Origin of the sequence: Nocardia sp. NPDC049707 (assembly GCF_040674855.1) — a bacterium.
Classification (GTDB): domain Bacteria; phylum Actinomycetota; class Actinomycetes; order Mycobacteriales; family Mycobacteriaceae; genus Nocardia.
In genome coordinates this window covers 112,643-128,894 of sequence record NZ_JBFANN010000009.1, presented here as the reverse complement: position 1 = coordinate 128,894, position 16,252 = coordinate 112,643, and the positions used below count along the sequence as shown (strand labels likewise).

Annotated in this window: 16 protein-coding genes and 1 tRNA gene; 9 read left to right on the top strand and 8 right to left on the bottom strand. The window is 64.8% G+C overall.

Annotated features, from left to right (window positions below; all coding sequences use genetic code 11):
- Nucleotides 1-4 precede the first annotated feature (4 nt).
- Nucleotides 5-748: a hypothetical protein gene (locus AB0J29_RS11610; RefSeq protein WP_364783175.1), complete on the top strand. Its 744-nt coding sequence runs from the start codon at nt 5-7 to the stop codon at nt 746-748.
- A gap of 1 nt (nt 749) precedes the next feature.
- Here the strand turns inward: AB0J29_RS11610 and AB0J29_RS11605 are convergent, their stop codons facing one another.
- Entirely contained in the window at nt 750-1,154 is a 405-nt protein-coding gene (locus tag AB0J29_RS11605) for a VOC family protein (RefSeq protein ID WP_364783172.1), read from the bottom strand.
- Nucleotides 1,155-1,254: 100 nt separating this feature from the next.
- Here AB0J29_RS11605 and AB0J29_RS11600 point away from each other — a divergent pair.
- From AB0J29_RS11600 to AB0J29_RS11590, 3 genes are all read left to right on the top strand, one after another.
- Nucleotides 1,255-1,328, top strand: a tRNA-Met gene (locus AB0J29_RS11600).
- 592 nt (nt 1,329-1,920) lie between these two features.
- On the top strand, nt 1,921-2,568 hold the full coding sequence (locus tag AB0J29_RS11595; RefSeq protein ID WP_364783169.1) for a HEAT repeat domain-containing protein: 648 nt from the start codon (nt 1,921-1,923) through the stop codon (nt 2,566-2,568).
- Nucleotides 2,562-3,593, top strand: coding sequence for a HEAT repeat domain-containing protein (locus AB0J29_RS11590; protein ID WP_364783166.1), 1,032 nt, complete (start codon nt 2,562-2,564; stop codon nt 3,591-3,593). Before AB0J29_RS11595 ends, AB0J29_RS11590 begins: the two co-directional genes overlap by 7 nt.
- A gap of 96 nt (nt 3,594-3,689) precedes the next feature.
- On the opposite strand, the gene AB0J29_RS11585 is transcribed toward AB0J29_RS11590, so the two are convergent.
- Nucleotides 3,690-5,462, bottom strand: coding sequence for an MFS transporter (locus tag AB0J29_RS11585; RefSeq protein ID WP_364783163.1), 1,773 nt, complete (start codon nt 5,460-5,462; stop codon nt 3,690-3,692).
- A gap of 72 nt (nt 5,463-5,534) precedes the next feature.
- Between AB0J29_RS11585 and AB0J29_RS11580 the strand changes: the two genes are divergently transcribed.
- Nucleotides 5,535-6,440, top strand: a complete 906-nt coding sequence (locus AB0J29_RS11580) for a sigma-70 family RNA polymerase sigma factor (RefSeq protein ID WP_364783160.1) — start codon at nt 5,535-5,537, stop codon at nt 6,438-6,440.
- Between the two features lie 108 nt (nt 6,441-6,548).
- Complete coding sequence (locus AB0J29_RS11575) at nt 6,549-7,277, top strand: NIPSNAP family protein (protein WP_364783157.1); 729 nt, start codon at nt 6,549-6,551, stop codon at nt 7,275-7,277.
- A 152-nt stretch (nt 7,278-7,429) separates the two neighbouring features.
- On the opposite strand, the gene AB0J29_RS11570 is transcribed toward AB0J29_RS11575, so the two are convergent.
- The 3 genes from AB0J29_RS11570 to AB0J29_RS11560 are packed head-to-tail and all read right to left on the bottom strand — an operon-like array spanning nt 7,430 to nt 10,127.
- The gene (locus tag AB0J29_RS11570; RefSeq protein WP_364783154.1) at nt 7,430-7,945 is read right to left on the bottom strand and encodes a hypothetical protein; all 516 of its coding nucleotides are present in this window, start codon (nt 7,943-7,945) and stop codon (nt 7,430-7,432) included.
- Nucleotides 7,942-9,033, bottom strand: a complete 1,092-nt coding sequence (locus AB0J29_RS11565) for a MerR family transcriptional regulator (protein WP_364783151.1) — start codon at nt 9,031-9,033, stop codon at nt 7,942-7,944. The genes AB0J29_RS11570 and AB0J29_RS11565 overlap by 4 nt, the downstream gene beginning before the upstream one ends.
- A gap of 50 nt (nt 9,034-9,083) precedes the next feature.
- Nucleotides 9,084-10,127: a cation diffusion facilitator family transporter gene (locus AB0J29_RS11560; RefSeq protein ID WP_364783148.1), complete on the bottom strand. Its 1,044-nt coding sequence runs from the start codon at nt 10,125-10,127 to the stop codon at nt 9,084-9,086.
- A 246-nt stretch (nt 10,128-10,373) separates the two neighbouring features.
- Between AB0J29_RS11560 and AB0J29_RS11555 the strand changes: the two genes are divergently transcribed.
- From AB0J29_RS11555 to AB0J29_RS11545, 3 genes are all read left to right on the top strand, one after another.
- Nucleotides 10,374-11,183, top strand: coding sequence for an SAM-dependent methyltransferase (locus tag AB0J29_RS11555; protein WP_364783145.1), 810 nt, complete (start codon nt 10,374-10,376; stop codon nt 11,181-11,183).
- 24 nt (nt 11,184-11,207) lie between these two features.
- The gene (locus AB0J29_RS11550) at nt 11,208-12,497 is read left to right on the top strand and encodes a diguanylate cyclase (protein ID WP_364783142.1); all 1,290 of its coding nucleotides are present in this window, start codon (nt 11,208-11,210) and stop codon (nt 12,495-12,497) included.
- Nucleotides 12,498-12,940: 443 nt separating this feature from the next.
- On the top strand, nt 12,941-13,438 hold the full coding sequence (locus tag AB0J29_RS11545; RefSeq protein WP_364783139.1) for a CGNR zinc finger domain-containing protein: 498 nt from the start codon (nt 12,941-12,943) through the stop codon (nt 13,436-13,438).
- A 172-nt stretch (nt 13,439-13,610) separates the two neighbouring features.
- Here AB0J29_RS11545 and AB0J29_RS11540 read toward each other — a convergent pair whose 3' ends face one another.
- The 3 genes from AB0J29_RS11540 to AB0J29_RS11530 all read right to left on the bottom strand — a co-directional run bounded on the left by AB0J29_RS11540 (nt 13,611) and on the right by AB0J29_RS11530 (nt 15,242).
- Entirely contained in the window at nt 13,611-14,189 is a 579-nt protein-coding gene (locus AB0J29_RS11540; protein ID WP_364783136.1) for a TetR/AcrR family transcriptional regulator, read from the bottom strand.
- Nucleotides 14,190-14,258: 69 nt separating this feature from the next.
- On the bottom strand, nt 14,259-14,507 hold the full coding sequence (locus tag AB0J29_RS11535; protein WP_364783133.1) for a hypothetical protein: 249 nt from the start codon (nt 14,505-14,507) through the stop codon (nt 14,259-14,261).
- A 282-nt stretch (nt 14,508-14,789) separates the two neighbouring features.
- Entirely contained in the window at nt 14,790-15,242 is a 453-nt protein-coding gene (locus tag AB0J29_RS11530; protein ID WP_364783130.1) for a hypothetical protein, read from the bottom strand.
- Nucleotides 15,243-16,252 lie beyond the last annotated feature (1,010 nt).

Here is a 16,252-nt window from a genome sequence, read left to right as displayed (position 1 = left end):
GCCCGTGGCGACGGCTGACATGATCGTCACCATGATCGAATTGCGTAAGGCACGGTGGGCATTGGCAATGGCGGCGGGCGCGGTACTCGTCGCGGGCTGTAGCAGCAAAGCGGACTCGACCGATGGCTGGAAATCCGCGGCGCCCAGCACGCCTCGCGAACAGTTGGTGCTGACCCAGGAGGAATTCCCGGCGAACACGAAGAAACTCGATCTGCCACCGGAGCAGCTGCAGTCGACGGTCGGCGATCTCACCGCGACCCAGCAGAATGCCACCTTCACACCGGCCGAATGTGGTTCCACCCAGCAGGATCTCGGAGCGGCGACCAAGGAACTGCTCGGGCAGTCGGCCATCTCCGCGGCGACCGGTAAGTCGGGCGTAATTTTTGTGGAATTCGTTTCCGGGCGGACCGGGGATCTACAACGGATCGCCGACGGCAATAAGCGCTGCGGTTCGGTCGAGGTGGTCGCGACCTACGACGGCCATCAGGTCTCCGCGACGCAGCGCGTCACGGATCAGCCGGTGCCCCAGGAACTGAAGGGCGCGAACGCGATCGCCTTCCACTCGACCAGCACCGCGAAGACGGATGCCAGTAGCGCTCCACTGACCCAGAATGCGTATCTGGGTTACGCCGAGGTGCGGGGCACCACAGTCGCGGTTCGCGTTGCCGCGCTGGATGATTCGCTCGACAAGTCGGCCTTCGAGCAGTTCTTCGTCGCCGCGGTGCAGAAGGTGGCGAAAGCGGCCTGACCTACTTGCGGACGATCAGTTCCAACGCGATATTGTCCGGATCCCGGAACTCGAGGATATAGCTGATCCCGATGTCCTTGATGTCTGCGCGCGCGACCCCACAAGCATCGAGATGTGCTGCGGCAGCCTCCAATTCGGCCAGTGATCCGAGCGGGAACGCGAGATGATCGAGCCCGACCCGGTTTTCGTCGAAGCTGTCGGTGCCGACCGGCCGCAGCCCGATCATCCCGTGCTCCATCCGATAGATCACCCCACCGAACAGAAATCCGAGCTGTTCCCGCGTCGCCTCATCCGCATCGGCGGGCACCTCTAGCGCAACCGGCCATCCGAACACCTTCTCGTAGAACGCCCGCGACCGGTCGATATCGCAAACCGTCAGTCGCACATGGGCAATGGCACTGGGCATAGCCCCATACTCGCACCCACCCGGATTACCCGCCGGTTATGCCCTTCCACCTGCCGTTTAGGTAACCACCCACCCCATGCGGTAGCGTTGTCCATGCCGACGCGGGGTGGAGCAGCTCGGTAGCTCGCTGGGCTCATAACCCAGAGGTCGCAGGTTCAAATCCTGTCCCCGCTACTAGTGGAAACGGCCCGGAACAATATGTTCCGGGCCGTTTCCATTTGTGTTGATGTGGTTGGAAGGCGTCCACCGATTTCCGCACGATAGTCGGAGAGGTACAGCAAGTAGTCGATCTGCTCGATAATCAGCGGTCACCCGAGATCGAGATCACCGTTCAGACCTGCAACGACCGCACGGACGATGTCAACGCGCTCGCTGATGCCTGCCAGACGCTCGGCAACGCCTGCGGCAACCACGCCACCTCGACAATGCGCACCACAAAATCCTGGACGAACTCATGATTCGCGCGCTGCCTGCCGAGCCGGTCGCGACAACCGCCTCTCGATTCCAGAGGCGAGATCTGTTGCAGCGCAATTCATCCCAGCGGTATGGGAATTCAACACTTTCGAGTAGTGCACATCCGGCACTCGGGCATTCGCGGCTGACGCACGCGGCCAGAGGAGTGCGCGTCTACGCCGGTGTTGATGCGTTGTCGGGTCATACCTCGGTGCGGAGCCTGGCGAAGTACTTGACATTGTCACTGTGTCAAGGTCTTCACTGGCTGTCGGAGGTGGTCCCCATCAACTCGACACACAGGAATCCACAGGACATGCGACTGCTCGACGCCTTGGCGGCGGGGAGCTCGTCGACGCGGCTCGCGGCGGCGCTGGCAGTCGGCACGCATCCCGAGCCCGGTTTCGTCGATGCGCTGGTAGAACGGTGCGCGATCGAGCCGGACTTCTTCGTGCGCGACATGCTCACGTGGGCGCTTACCCGTCTCCCGTCCGAGATCACGGTTCCGAAACTGCGCGTGGAACTCGGTTCCGAGCATGCTCAGGCCCGCAGCCAAGCGTTGCACACGCTGTCCAAGATCGGGGACCCGAGCGCGTGGCCGGCGATCACGCGGTCGTTGCTGCACGATGCCGACGACGAGGTCGCGCGGAGTGCATGGCGCGCTGCCGTCGTTCTCGTGCCCGACGGAGCGAAGCAAGGGCTGGCCGCGGAACTGGCCATGCAATTCGGGCGCGGTGACCGGGAGGTACGGCTGAGTTTGAGCCGTGCGCTCGTCGCGCTCGGCGACGTGGTCGAGCCGGTTCTGCGGACGGCGATGGCAAGTCACGACCCGATGGTGCGTGCGCATGCGCGCGCCACGGAGCGGCTGCTGCGTGACCCGGATGCCGGATTCGACCTTGTCGTTGATGCGGCGAGACGGGTCGTCGCGCTCGGTCCGGAGCGGGAGGAGACGACCGCGTGCTGATCGGTGAGGTGGCGCGCCGCTCGGGGGTGAGCGCCCGGATGCTCAGGTACTACGACTCCCTCGGGCTGGTACGGCCGACCGGCCGCACCGTGGGTGGCTACCGGGAGTACTCGCCCGAGGACATCCGGCGGATCTTCCACGTGGAGGGGCTGCGGGCTCTGGGACTGTCGCTGAACCAGATCGGACGCGCGCTCGACGACGTCGGATTCACCCCGTCCGCACTGGTCGGCGACCTTATTCGAAAGACCGAAGAACGACTGAATCGGGAGCAAGAACTCCTCGAGCGTCTCCGTATGGTCGATGCGGCCGAGCCCTTCGGCTGGCAAGAGGTCCTGCGCATCATCGAACTCCTGCACGGACTCGGTTCGCACAGCGCCGCCCGGCGGCAGCAGGCCGTCCTGGCCCCGGCCGAGGACGTGTCGGTGCCTGCCGAGCTGCTGGCCGAGGCGGTCCTCACCGAATCCGATCCGAACGTTGCGGGGGCCCTGCGGTGGGCCCTCGCACGGGCCGGCGGTGACGCTGTGGCGCGCTTGGTATCCGGCATGGGCTCAGCAGACGTCGACGTCCGGCGGCGCGTGATGCTGGCGCTCGCCGAGCTACCGGGCGACGCGGCGACCGCGGCGCTCACGGACGCGCTCGGGGACGCGGACGCGACGGTCCGTAGACATGCTGCTCTCGCGCTGGGGGCGCGGGGCGTGACCCGAGCTGTGCCGGAACTTGTCGGCACGGTGGTCGAGGGCCCGAACGATATCGAGGCCGCCGAGCTCTTGGGAACGTTGGCGCTGGACCCGAAGTGGGCGGACCGAATCATGAGAGCGTTGGTCGACGAGCTCACCGCACACACAACGGACTCGGCGGTGCGAATACGACTGACCCAGGCACTCGCGGAGATGCCGGGGACCATCGCACTGGACACCCTGGAGCAACTGGCCCGCGACGATGACCGGGCCGTAGCCCTCCTCGCCTCGGCCCTCGTGGAAACGCTCGAAGAACGGCCGGACGACGAGCTGTGGCGACGCTGGTGAGCGGGGATCACGATCGCCGCATGCGCGCCGGGGTCGCGGTGTCGAACCGTATAACTACGCGCGGTCCATATCGCCACACCGCATCATCGAATCGTCTCAGGGTACGGCATCCAGTGCAAGGGAACCGGGCCTGCTCGTTTCGGCGGTCGGACCACCGGACAAGCGATGCGGAAGCGCGAGCACTACCGCCGCGACGGCGATCAGAATGCCGATGGCCCACCACAGGGTTTGCGCGAAACTGCGAGACATGTTGTGCGCGTTGGCTGCTAGTCCCGCCTTCGTGAGCGCTTGGCGCAGTGGTTCGGAGAATGGTTGTCCAGGTGCGGGCTGGCAGCTGGTCGGTACGGCGGTGGGATCGGTTGCGGCGGAGCGATCGTGGACGCAGGCACGGAACTGGGTGAGTATCTGGTCCTGAGCGGTGGCCGGGATGTCCAGGTTGGTGAGTTGCTGCTGGATGGCGGGGATGGCCGAGGTGGTGCCGTGGGCGGAGGTGTTGTCGAGTTGGGTGAAGAAGAACACCCCGGCCAGCGCGACACCGAGTGCCATGCCGATCTGTTGGATGGTCGACAATTGTCCGGACGCGGATCCGGCGTCGTGGGCAGGAACACCGGACAGGATCAGGTCGACCGTGGGGGCGACGAAGAGTCCGAAGCCGAATCCGCTGATCGCGAGCGGTGCGAACATCTGCGCGGAGGTGACTGCGGGGCCGTAGTGCGCGGCCAGATAGAGGTACAGACCGAATCCGGCGGCGTTGATCATCGCGCCCGCGAACAGCACCCTGCGCCCGAAGCGCGGCACGAACACCTCCACACTGGTTCCCGCCCCGGCGGCAGCGGCGATCGCGAACGGCGATGCGCTGAGCCCGGCCCGCAGCGGGGTCCAGCCCAGCCCCGCTTGCAGATACAGCGTCCACACCAGGAAATAGCCGCCGAGGGCGATCCAGTACAACAGCCATACGGCCATACCGGCGCTGAATGAGCGCTCCCGGAACAGATTCAGCACCACCAGCGGCGATCCGACCGTCGCGCTCCGGCGCCGCTCGTAGGCGACGAATACCGCAAGGACCAGTCCGGCGGCGGCCATCAGCGCGAAGGTCCACACCGGCCAGCCCAGCGCGCGTCCCTCGGTCAGCGGATACGCCAGCAGTAGCACCGCGCCGATCGCGAGGACGGTACCGAGCGGATCCAATCGATCCGCCGTGGCCGAGCGGGACTGCCGGACCAGCACCATGGCCGCGGGAATGGCCAGCATCCCGACGGGCACGTTGACCAGGAAGATCGGCCGCCACGCCCAGCCGAAAAGATTGGCCTGCACCAGGATTCCGCCCACGATCAATCCGGCCACCGAAGCCGAGCCGAGTACACCGCCCCAGATACCGAGTACCTTCCCGCGTTCGGCGGCGGGGAACGATACGTGCATGATCGCCAGGATCTGCGGGATCATCAGCCCGGCCGTCGCGCCCTGGGCTATTCGTGCGGCGATCAGCCACGGCGGGCCCGGGGCGATTCCGCATGCCAGCGATGCGAGCGTGAACAGGGTGAGGCCGACAAGCAGGATGGTTTTGCGGCCGAGCAGGTCGCCGAGTCGGCCGCCGGTGATCAGCATGGCCGCGAATCCGAGCAGATAACCCGACACCACCCACTCCAGATCCGCGTAGGGTGCGTTCAGATCGCTTTGGATCGTCGGCAGTGCCACATTCACGATCGTCACATCGAGTAGGTCCATGAACCCGGCCACCAGCAACACCACCAATGCGAGCCAGCGCCGTCGATCCGGCATCGGCGCCATGGCTGACTGCATCGGAAGCAGGTCTGTTGTCTTGTGCATCAGCTCGCCCTCCTGTTCGAGATGGATCCGCGGGCGTGTCATGTCACCGCGGTTTCGGCCGTCATAGATATGACGGGGCACGACACCTCGACATGACGCGGAAGGAGATCGCCGATGACCGACGAGAACCAGTGGCTCGCGCAGCGCTTCGAAGACCACCGTGCCCACCTCGGCGCGGTCGCCTACCGCATGCTCGGGTCGGCAAGTGAGGCCGACGACGCCGTCCAACAGGCATGGCTGCGGCTCGACCGCGCCGACACCGCGGGCGTGCGCGACTTGCGCAATTGGCTGACCGCGGTTGTCGCCCACATCTGCCTGGATATGCTGCGCGCCCGCAAAGCCCGCCGCGAGGATCCGGTCGGCGCGCTACCGACCGAGCTGCCCGCCATTGCCGCGGACGTCATGGATCCCGAGCAGGAGGCCGTTATGGCCGACTCGGTCGGGCTCGCACTGCTGGTCGTGCTCGACACTCTTACCCCCGCCGAGCGGCTGACTTTCGTCTTGCACGACCTGTTCGATCTGCCGTACGCGGAACTCGCGCCCATCCTCGGCCGCACCCCTGCGGCGGCCGCGCAACTCGCGGCCCGCGCCCGCCGCCGCGTCCGTGGCGTACCCGCGGCCGAGACCAGCCGCATCGCGGACGAACGTGTGGTCGTCGATGCCTTCCTGCGGGCCGCCCGCGCCGGTGACTTCGACGCGCTGATAGCCGTTCTCGACCCGGATGTCGAACTGCACGCGGACGCTGTCGCCGCCCCGATCGGACAACCGGTCCGGTTGCGTGGTGCCCGCCCTGTCACCTCCAGCGCCCTGATGTACGCCACCCGAGCCCGCTACACCCGCCCCGCCCTGATCGATGGCCACATGGGACTGGTCGTCGCACCGCACGGATACCTGGAGTGTCTCCTCGTCTTCACCATCACCGATCGACGCATAACCACTATCGACATCATGGCCGACCCGAACCGCATCGCGCACGTCTCTCTTGCGGTCCCTGATGAGACGGTGCGGCCCGAAGGATAGTGCCGGAACAGCTTCACGAACCGCGCTCTCCGCCATTTGGCAGGAATCCGACGAAAAAGGGCAGCCAGCCGATCGCGATCGGCAATCGAGCTCGGCACGATGAGGTTCATGACCGAAAACCTGTGGCCGGTAGTCGAACTCAGGCAGTACACCCTTCACCCAGGAACGCGGGATGTACTCATCGAGCTGTTCGATCGGGAACTCGTGGAGACTCAGGAGGCGGTCGGAATGCGTATCATCGCGCAATTCCGCGATGAGAACGCCCCGGACCGTTTCGTCTGGCTCCGCGCCTTCCACGACATGCCCTCTCGCGGTGCCGCATTGACGGCGTTCTATATCGACGGTGCTGCCTGGCGCGAACACGCACCGGCCGCTCGCGCGACCATGGTCGATACGACGAACGCACTGCTGTTGCGGCCCAGCACTACAACGTCCAACTTCACGCTCCCGACCGAGCGTCCAGGTGCAGCGGCAACCGAGCTGCCTCGATCGCGGGTGCTGGCGACCGTCTACTACCCGGAAGGTCCGCTGGCCGAGTTCGCCGAGTTCTTCGAATACCGGGTGCGGCCACTGCTGGTCGAGACCGGTGCCGCTCCGATCGCGTACTTCCAGACCGATCCCACTCCCAATACCTTTGCCGGGCTTCCAGTTCGGGAGGAAACCGTCTTCGTCTGGTTTGCGCTGTTCGAGGATTCCGCCGCACTCGAGGCCCACCTCGATGCGTTGTCTCGTTCACGCACTTGGACCGAGGAGGTACGGCCGGAATTGTCGGAGCTACAGTCCAGGCGGGAAGATCAGCTACGACTCGCACCGACAGCGCGTTCCCTGCTGAGCTGAGCGTCTGGTGCGGCTTTGCATTGGGCGGGCATCGGGACACCCTGGTCCGGGTGCCGTTCTCGGTTGCGGCGGGTCCGAATTCGGCGATCTCGGTGCCCAAGCCGCACTCGTGGCCGCGCTGTGGATGCGATCCGCGGTGGTCTTCCCAACAGCTATCCGGCTCCATTTGGTGCGGACGCCCGCCGAGCGGTCGTCCGTGTTCGAATTGCTTCGGTGACTTCATCAATTGCGGTGCGAATCATTGCGCCGTAACCGTCGTTGGCGAGTGCATCCACATATTCTTGCGCCGCGTCGATCTCGCGCTGCGCGGCATCGAATGAACCGAGCCGTCGATAGTTGTCCGCCAAGTTCAGGTGCAGTGAGGGGTAGAAACCTCGCACGTCCAGATTCGCATCGTGGCGCTGCAATCGCTCATTGGTGAGACTGTCCGCTGCATCGAGCGCCCGCACGTCCCAGCAAAGTGCCTGTAACGCATCGTCGTATAGATCGGCGAGGTAATGCGCAAGTGTGCACCGATGCAGTGGATCGCCCTGCGGTCCGAGAGCCGCCCATATCTCGAGCAGTGTGTCGCGCGCGGCCGCCGCGGATCCCGTCCGCCCGAGTTCGACCGCCCGCGTAATGGCGGTCATCGTCTCCTGTGCCGATTGCGTCGTGTCAGTGGCATTCATGCGCTGTGCTCCTTCGAATTCGCGATGGCAGTGGGCATTACGAGCGTGGTCAAGTCACCATCGGTGGCTGAGCGAACGACTACTGGTGCGTCGGCCGCAGCGATATCGAGCATGATTTCCGGACCGATCGCACTCATCAATGCGGGCCGTAATGTTTTGGGGGAGAAGGCAAATTCGATATCAGGTCCGGTGATGGCTGCCGGGACGCGCAGGTGCGCAGTCGGCTGCGGCTGTGGTGAGCCGTGCCCGATGTGCCGATCGCAGGTCACGAAAAATTCGGACCCATCGACGGAGAAGATAACCTGCGCGGCAGCGCCATTCTCGAGCACGGTGAGCAACGCATCACGCCCGACTACCACCCGCGTTCGAACCGCCCCCAGCCCTGCCAACATCGCCCGATAGTCCGGAAACGCCGCATCGATGGTGCTGCATCGACGCTCGGAGCGATCGCCGGTCAAGACAAGTCCATCGTCGGCGGCACGCAGGCTCACCTCATCCAATTCCCGCAGCCAGGAACCGATTCCGCCCAACTCGCCCGCATCGACAACCACCGACCACGCCCCACCACTCGGCCGCTCCGGCACCAGCGCCCGCGTCGACAGCCGATACCGATCCGTGGCTGTCAACGTCACCGAATCGGCACTTGACTCCACCAAAACCCCAGTAAGCACCGGTATTTCGCGATTCAGCGCCGCCGCCGAACGCACCTGATCGATGGCCGACGCCAACACCGCCGCGGACAGCACCACGCCCGCCCCGATCTCCTCTTTGATCACCCGCGCGACCGCAGCGGCCTCCCGAGCCCGCTGCCCGAGCTCCGCCACATGCTCGTCGAGCAACCGCCCCGCCCGTGCCCCGTCCCCGTGCACAATCTCCGAAACGACCTCCAGCGGCACCCCGATTCCCCGCAGCCGCCGAATCATCACCCCTCGATCGACCTGCGCCTCGCTGTAGTACCGATATCCGGTCACCGCATCCACCAGAACCGGAACCAGTAACCCGCAATCGTCGTAAAACCGAAGCGCACTGGCCGTAAGCCCACAGGCCCGCGCCAGCCCGCCGATCGTGATCAACCCATTGCCCGCCACCCGCTCATCATGGAGTCTCAGGTAACTCGAAGGTCAATCAGCGGTGTCGATCAGGACCGGTGTACCGGCCCGTGCGCCTCCGCGCAGTGCGTTTCGTCGGTGGAGACCTCCAGGTCCGACGAGTGGTCCACCTGCAACGTCGTATGTTCCACTGCGAATTCTTCGTGCAGCACGGTCTCGATCGTCGATCGAATCGCATGGCAGTCGGCCGCATCGTCGACGAGGATATGCGCGGACAGCGACGGCTGTCCGGAGGTGATCTGCCAGACGTGCAGGTCGTGGACCTCGGTGACCTGCCGGATCGCGACGATGCGCGCGCCGATGGTGTCGGGATTCAGGTGGGCGGGCGCGGCCTCCAGGAAGATCCGCCCCGATTCCCGAACCAGGGACCAGCCCGCCTTGATCATCAATGCCGCGACGACCAGCGCCGCGATCGCATCGGCCCGGGCGAATCCGGCCAACCACACCACCGCGCCCGCAATGGCGGTACCGATGAAGGCATAGAGGTCGTTGAGGATGTGCTGGAACGCGCCCTCGATATTCAGGCTGGTCCGATTGGCGCGGCTGATGCTCCACGCGGCGGCGATATTGACCACGATCCCGACCAACGCCGTGATCAACACCAGCGGCCCCTCGACATCCGGCGGATTGATCAGCCTGTTGATGCCCTCGTACACGAACCACGCCGCGAGCAGCAGCAAGGTAATCCCATTGGCCTGCGCCGACAGGATCTCCACTCGCTTGAACCCATAGGTGTACCGCCCCTGCGCCGGGCGTCGAGCCAACCGGATCGCGATCATCGCGAGCACGATCGAGGCGGCATCGGTGAGCATATGCGCGGCGTCGGAGATCAGCGCGAGTGAATGCGCCAGCAGGCCGATGACCACCTCGACCAGCATGAACGTGACGATCAAGCCGAGCGCGATGGCCAGCCAGCGCGGATTCGAATCCGCCGAGACACCGTGGTCGTGGCTGTGGCCGTGGTTGTCCGAATGGCCCGAGCGCGCGTGGTCATGCGCGTGGTCGTGATCCGTGTGCTCAGCCTCTTCGACCACCGCTGCCGACCGCTCCGGCGACACGCACTGCTCGCCCATAGTCGAACGCTCCTTTCCGCATGCAGAATGCTGCCGTTCGACAGCGTAGCCTACATTGCACTCATGCGCATGTGTGAATATGGATCACAGTGCGAAAGTGCCGACCAACAGTGGCGAATTCGTGATCATTCGGACCAATCGGCCCGACTACTATGCGGACTACGCCTATCGGTGATCAACAACGCGGTATCCGGCGGTGCGGACCTGGACGGGTTGGTCCGATGGTGAAGAGGCAGAGGGGATGCGATGGACAGGCCGGCGTGGGCGCCCGAGGGCGTGGATATGCAACAGGCGAGCCCGGCACGGATGTACGACGCCTTGTTGGGCGGCTCACACAACTTCGAGATCGATCGCAAGGCCGCCGAGATCGGTAAGCAACTGGTGCCGGACCTGCCTCGCCTGGCGCTGAGCAACCGGGCTTTCCTGCGCCGCGCCGTTCGCTTCATGGTCGACCAAGGGGTGCGTCAGTTCCTCGACATCGGTTCGGGCATTCCGACCGCGGGCAATGTGCATGAGATCGCACAGGCGTTGGATCCGGAGATTCGCGTGCTGTACGCCGATATCGATCCGGTGGCCGTCGCCCACGCCCGCGCGATCCTGGTGGGCAACGACAAGGCCGCGGCCGTCGAGGCGGATCTGCGCAAGCCCGATGAGCTGCTCGCGCGAGTCCGCGAGACCGGCCTCATCGATTTCACGCAACCGGTCGGCCTGTTGCTGGTGGCGGTGTTGCACCTGCTCTCCGACGAGGACCAGCCGGTCGAGAAGGTTTGCGCCGTGCGCGCGGCCGTCCCCGCCGGGAGTTACGTCGCGATCTCGCACCTGACATCGGAGCTACGCGCCGAGGATGCGGGCAAGCTCGGCCGCCGTGCGGCCGAGACGACTCATGTCGGCATCCACTTCCGCTCGAAGGACGCCATTTCCGCGATGTTCGAAGGGTGGGAGCCGGTCGAACCCGGCGTTGTCGCACTACCCGCCTGGCGGCCGGAATCCGAACGTGACCTACACGAGACGCCGGGCCGATCGCTCGGCCTGGCGGGCGTCGGCCGGAAGGTCTGACCGGAGCGGTGGCAGGGGGTTCGTGTGGGGATCCGTGAGCTAGCGGTTCGATGGGCGGATGCGCTCGATGGCGCCGTCGCTCCGGTCCTCACCCGAAGCCAAATCGAAACTCTGCTAGCGGAACTCGCCGATGTGCTCGTCGCGGCGGTGCGCGGGACGCGGGAGGTGGCGGTCGCGCAGGACGCCGCCGCCGTGCTCGTCGCGGCGAACTACCGTGACCAGATTGCCGTCAGCCGTTCGATTCTGGTCATCTGCCGGGATATGGTTCGTGAAATCTGCCCCACCGGAACCGAATCCGATTACGTGGCAGTTCGCGAGCGTGCAATAGTTGTCGCTGCCGAGTTCGCCGCTGGCTTCACCTCAGCGCTGCGGAACGCGGCGTTGGGGGAGCAGGAAACCATACTCGCTGCGGCATTTTCGGCCGCGCAGGAGGCCGAGGTGCGAAGGCAATTGTCGGAGGCCAGGTTCGAAGCGGTCTTCGCGGGAGCGTCGGTTGGTATCGGGACGGTCGACGTTACCGGCCGGGTGCTGGAGGTCAATGCGGCCATGGCCGATATGCTCGGCCTACCCGCAGCCGTGATGCCCGGCCGGTCGGTCGCCGAATTGCTCGGCCCCGCGAATATCAGTGACGCCTATGGCAATTTGGAGCACCTACTCAGCGGTCGGACCGACCGCTTCCGCCTCGAAACCGACCATCTCCGACGCGACGGCACCATCACCAGCATCGACCTGTCCATGTCCGCGGTCCGCGACAACAGTGGACAGGTCCGCTTCCTGATCGGTGTCGCCGTCGATGTCACCGAGCGAAAACAACTCGCTGATCGGCTGTGGCACGATGCCAATCACGACAGCCTGACCGGCCTGCCCAACCGTGTGCTCTTCTTCGATCGACTGGCGAATGCCATTCCGCCGGTTGGTGTTTGCTATCTGGACCTCGATGGGTTCAAGGAAGTGAACGATGTGTGGGGACATACGGTAGGGGACCGGGTGTTGCGCGACGTTGCCCAGCGCCTTCGTGAATCCGTCGAATCCGTCGGCGGGTTGGTTGCGCGAATCGGCGGCGACGAGTTCATCGTGCTCATCGAAAAGTGCACAGGCACAGAACAATTGGAAACAGTTTCGGCGCTCCTGCTCGCCGGGCTCGCCACCCCGATGCAGGTGGCCGGGCGGCCGGTGGTCGTGGGCGCTAGCATCGGAACCGTTTTCGCCGAGGACCGCCCCACCGACATCGACGAAATGATGCATGCCGTCGACACCGCGATGTACCGCAACAAGGCCACGGGAGGACGCCGCCTCCGGCACGAATTGCCTTAGCCACCAACCGAAGATCATCGTGGACAAAAGGCCGCCTCGAGGGCGAGCAGCCGAAACTGCCACTCGCCGCAGGCAAGCCGATTCACCGCCGATATCACGACCCCAGACGACAACGCCAGTCTCGCCGAGGAATACAGCGTCGGCCGTTGCGCCATCCACCGCATCATCAGCGGCACGTTGTGCTTCGGGAATTTACCCGCATCGGGGGCGGCGGCTCGATGTGCAGGTCTGGTCAGTGCTGGCTCCGTAGGGGCGGGCATCGGCGAGGCCCATTGTGCTGCTCCCTGCCAGCGCCACCACCGATCCGTGCTCGCTGATCAGCCACCGCCCGCAGATGCAGCGCAGGTAGCTGGTGGCGCCGTGTGCGGACACGAGGGTGGGGGATGACCAGGCGCAAGACGGGCAGATGGCGATCATGCGTTCCAGCCTGATGTAATGACTTAATGCATTTCAACCCTTACGGAGGTGCGGCGGCAGAACTCGCCGCCCGCCTGGTAAACGCCGACCCGCGGCACGATCTGCTGCAGTTGCTCGCCGAATCCGGATACAAGCCGCTCGGCACCCTCGATGCCCGGCAGACCGCCGACCTGCGCCGCTGGATTGTGCGGCTCGATGAGGTCTTCACCGCCCCAACCGTCGACCTGCTCAATGCGTTACTGGCCGAGACGACCAGCCAGCCCTACATCTCCACCCATGACGGTCGCGCGCCGCATCTGCACTACGCCCGCGAGGATGCTGCGATCGACCAGCGCGTCAAGGCCTACACCGCGGCCGGGCTCGCGGAGCTCTTCTGTGCGGATCCCGGTCGTATCGGACGTTGCGCTCGAGAGGGTTGCGGTTTGGTCTTCGTCGATACGTCGCGCAATGGTCGACGTCGGTTCTGCTCGACGCGCTGTTCGAATCGGGTGCATGTGGCGGAACATCGGGCGCGGACCGTTTAGGAGTTGGTCAACGTGCGAAGTCGTACCGGCAACGCGACCAATCGCGAGTGCCAGGACACGTGGTATTCCAACTCGGGCGTCGCGCAACGCGCCATACCGATCGGCGGGCACACTCAGTGGCTCGGCTCTGATCCTCGCCCGTCCACTGGCCCCTTCTATCGCGTGCGGCCGGTCAGCTCGGGGTGTCGGCGAGCTGGGTGATGAGGAAGTCGAGCCGCTCGCCCTGATTGTCCGGGGGAATGCGGCCGCTGGCAGACAGGGTGGCTATGCCGTGCAACGCGCTCCAGATGACTTCGGCGAACAGTTCGCGTCGCGCGTTGTCCGGGCGAAAGCAGCTGACGAATTCGTCGAAGGCGGCGCGCAGTGGGGGCGGTGTCTCGGCGTGCGCGAACTTCACGTCGGTCGGCATGATGAACATGGCCAGGTAGAGGGCGGGTCGCTCGGTAGCGAATTCCAGGTAGGCGCGGCTGACGGCGTGCAGGGCCTGCCGTGGCTCGGGGTTGGCCAGCCGGGCGCGGCGTAGGTGGGCGGCGAGTTCGCCGAACCCATCGATCGCGACGGCGCGGACGATGGCATCCTTGCCGCTGAAGTGGCTGTAGAGCACGGGCTGGCTGTACTCGACCCGCTCAGCGAGCCTTCGCGTCGTCACCGCCTCCCAGCCCTCGGCCTCGGCGAGTTCGCGGGCTGCTGTGATGATCAGCTGATGGCGTTGGGCGCGTTCACGTTCACGGCGCTCTTTGATGGCGGACATAACAATATCTTAGCAGCGCTAGACATCCTGCCGAAGGTATCTTTTTCGTCGACATGGCATCTAGTGCCGCTAGGCGACAGTCGTCGTCGGCTCGGCGCGGGCGTTGCGCCAGCGAACGTAAGCGGCGATGGCCGCGCTCTGGTCGTCGTGGCTGCAATGATCGGTCCTGTTGAGCGCGAAGTAGCGCAGGGCCGCGAACTCGGCCTCGATCCAATTCGGCCAGGACCGGTAAGTCGGGAGGAAGGCCGGCTCGATGTCGTTGTCTGCCAACCGGGTTCGGACCATGGCGTGGTGGTGCGGGGAGGAGTTGTCCGGCACCACATACAGCTTCTGGCCGCCGTAGCCGACCCGGACTACCCCCCGGAATGCCGCTTAATCACACTCAGCCGCGCATCCCCAACAACCCTGATGCCTCGTCGTACCCGCTGACGCCCCAAACCTGTTACCCACCGGGAAGTTCCGCCTCATGAACCGCGCCGCCCGACTCGCCATGCTCCAACTGCCGAGTTCGATCGAAGTTCGCTATCGGACAGCTATCCCCACTGCTGGAGGATATTGCACCGGACAAGCCTGGGACGTCGCCGCCCCAGGGTCCGACCGCTACGAAACGGAAATGATCCCGCTATAAATACTCCAGCTCCGCCCCTTGGACGTGCAACTGAAGCTGCCATGAAATCCCGACTCACACCGCGCCCCCGCGTGCTCGATAAACGCACCCCACGTACCAGCACCCGTCTTCACATTCACCAGATCCGGATTACCACCCGGCAACGTATGCGCCCCAGCCCCAAACGTCGGATGCGCAGGCAACCACGCCTGATCGATCACGATGTCCCGCGCCGGAAGCATCAACGGCAAAAATTTGTACTGAACCTGCACCTGATTCGTGAAATCGCACCCAACAGCCCCATCTCCCGCAATCGAGCAGTTCATGGACCCGGACGAGAAGTACACCTTATCCCCGTCATCGGCCTGCGCCGTTGCGCCGAATAGCACCGGAGCCAACCCCGCCACCGCCAACACTCCAACAACCCGTTTCACGATGTGTCGCATGCGAACTCCTCAACAATGTCGATTGTGCGGAAGCCGAACCACTTGTCTGTCGAACCTACCCAAGTATTCGTTTCAACCATCCCGATAGACGGGGTGTCGACACGCGCGGCGACCGGTGCGGACACGGCGGCGCGGCGTTGTCGGTCGAGATTCATTGGCGATTGGGAGCGGGCAAGGGCGGTTATCGCAGGTAACGGCCGCTGTCGTGGGTGATCGAGCACCAGGCTGAACGAAACGCGACAACGTGCGGGAGGGTCGCGTGGGTGACGTTGGATCGTTGTGAATAACGCTGGAGGAGCAGCTGATGCCGTTGCTCGGTCGGTATCGCCGCGGATCTGGCAGCGCTGTAGCTCGACCGGAAGGCTGACGACACGACGCTGTCCGAGGCTGATCCGGCGACGCAGGAGGCGATCGTCGGCACAATCGAACAGTGTCTTCCAGGATCCAGATTCGTTGCAGAAGAGTTTGATCCGCAGCTGACCACATCCGGCGAACCAACGATGGATCATCGACCCGAACGACGGGACAAGCGAGTTCGTGTCGCCTGCGAGGCGCGAATTCTGCGGCGTGGTATGTCGGCTGGACGCTGGCGTCCCCACCGCGGTCTACGTTCTCGCCTCCGAGCTCGGGGCCGACCGTACTCCGATCGCGATCCACTGGTCCGACGAAGTGGTTGCAAATGGCCGGCCCGCCAAGCCATTACCACGCACGGCAATACCTCGGCGGGTTTCGGTCATCCGAAGTAAGGACTCCGAGGCCAGAAGGTTCGAGACCGACCTGCCCGACATCGGCTGTGCCACGAAGGTCCGCACCATATCCCAGACCCTGGACATGGTCCGTACTTGCATCGACTTATCCATGTGGACACAGGCTTCCGAGGACCAGGTCGTGGATTGTCGCTCACCGGCCGTGGCCGGATTGTTATGGCGGACAACAAATATCTTTGCGAAACGGCTGTGCTTCGGGTCACGGTGAAATATGTTGCATCAAACAACATTCGCTGCCCGGCC

What these genes read in the sequence shown, in the direction of transcription:
- AB0J29_RS11605 (WP_364783172.1), bottom strand. Translation starts at nt 1,154, where the DNA reads ATGCCCAGTGCCATTGCCCATGTGCGACTGACGGTTTGCGATATCGAC.
- AB0J29_RS11595 (WP_364783169.1), top strand. Translation starts at nt 1,921, where the DNA reads ATGCGACTGCTCGACGCCTTGGCGGCGGGGAGCTCGTCGACGCGGCTC.
- AB0J29_RS11585 (WP_364783163.1), bottom strand. Translation starts at nt 5,462, where the DNA reads ATGACACGCCCGCGGATCCATCTCGAACAGGAGGGCGAGCTGATGCAC.
- AB0J29_RS11580 (WP_364783160.1), top strand. Translation starts at nt 5,535, where the DNA reads ATGACCGACGAGAACCAGTGGCTCGCGCAGCGCTTCGAAGACCACCGT.
- AB0J29_RS11575 (WP_364783157.1), top strand. Translation starts at nt 6,549, where the DNA reads ATGACCGAAAACCTGTGGCCGGTAGTCGAACTCAGGCAGTACACCCTT.
- AB0J29_RS11570 (WP_364783154.1), bottom strand. Translation starts at nt 7,945, where the DNA reads ATGAATGCCACTGACACGACGCAATCGGCACAGGAGACGATGACCGCC.
- AB0J29_RS11560 (WP_364783148.1), bottom strand. Translation starts at nt 10,127, where the DNA reads ATGGGCGAGCAGTGCGTGTCGCCGGAGCGGTCGGCAGCGGTGGTCGAA.
- AB0J29_RS11555 (WP_364783145.1), top strand. Translation starts at nt 10,374, where the DNA reads ATGGACAGGCCGGCGTGGGCGCCCGAGGGCGTGGATATGCAACAGGCG.
- AB0J29_RS11545 (WP_364783139.1), top strand. Translation starts at nt 12,941, where the DNA reads ATGCATTTCAACCCTTACGGAGGTGCGGCGGCAGAACTCGCCGCCCGC.
- AB0J29_RS11540 (WP_364783136.1), bottom strand. Translation starts at nt 14,189, where the DNA reads ATGTCCGCCATCAAAGAGCGCCGTGAACGTGAACGCGCCCAACGCCAT.
- AB0J29_RS11530 (WP_364783130.1), bottom strand. Translation starts at nt 15,242, where the DNA reads ATGCGACACATCGTGAAACGGGTTGTTGGAGTGTTGGCGGTGGCGGGG.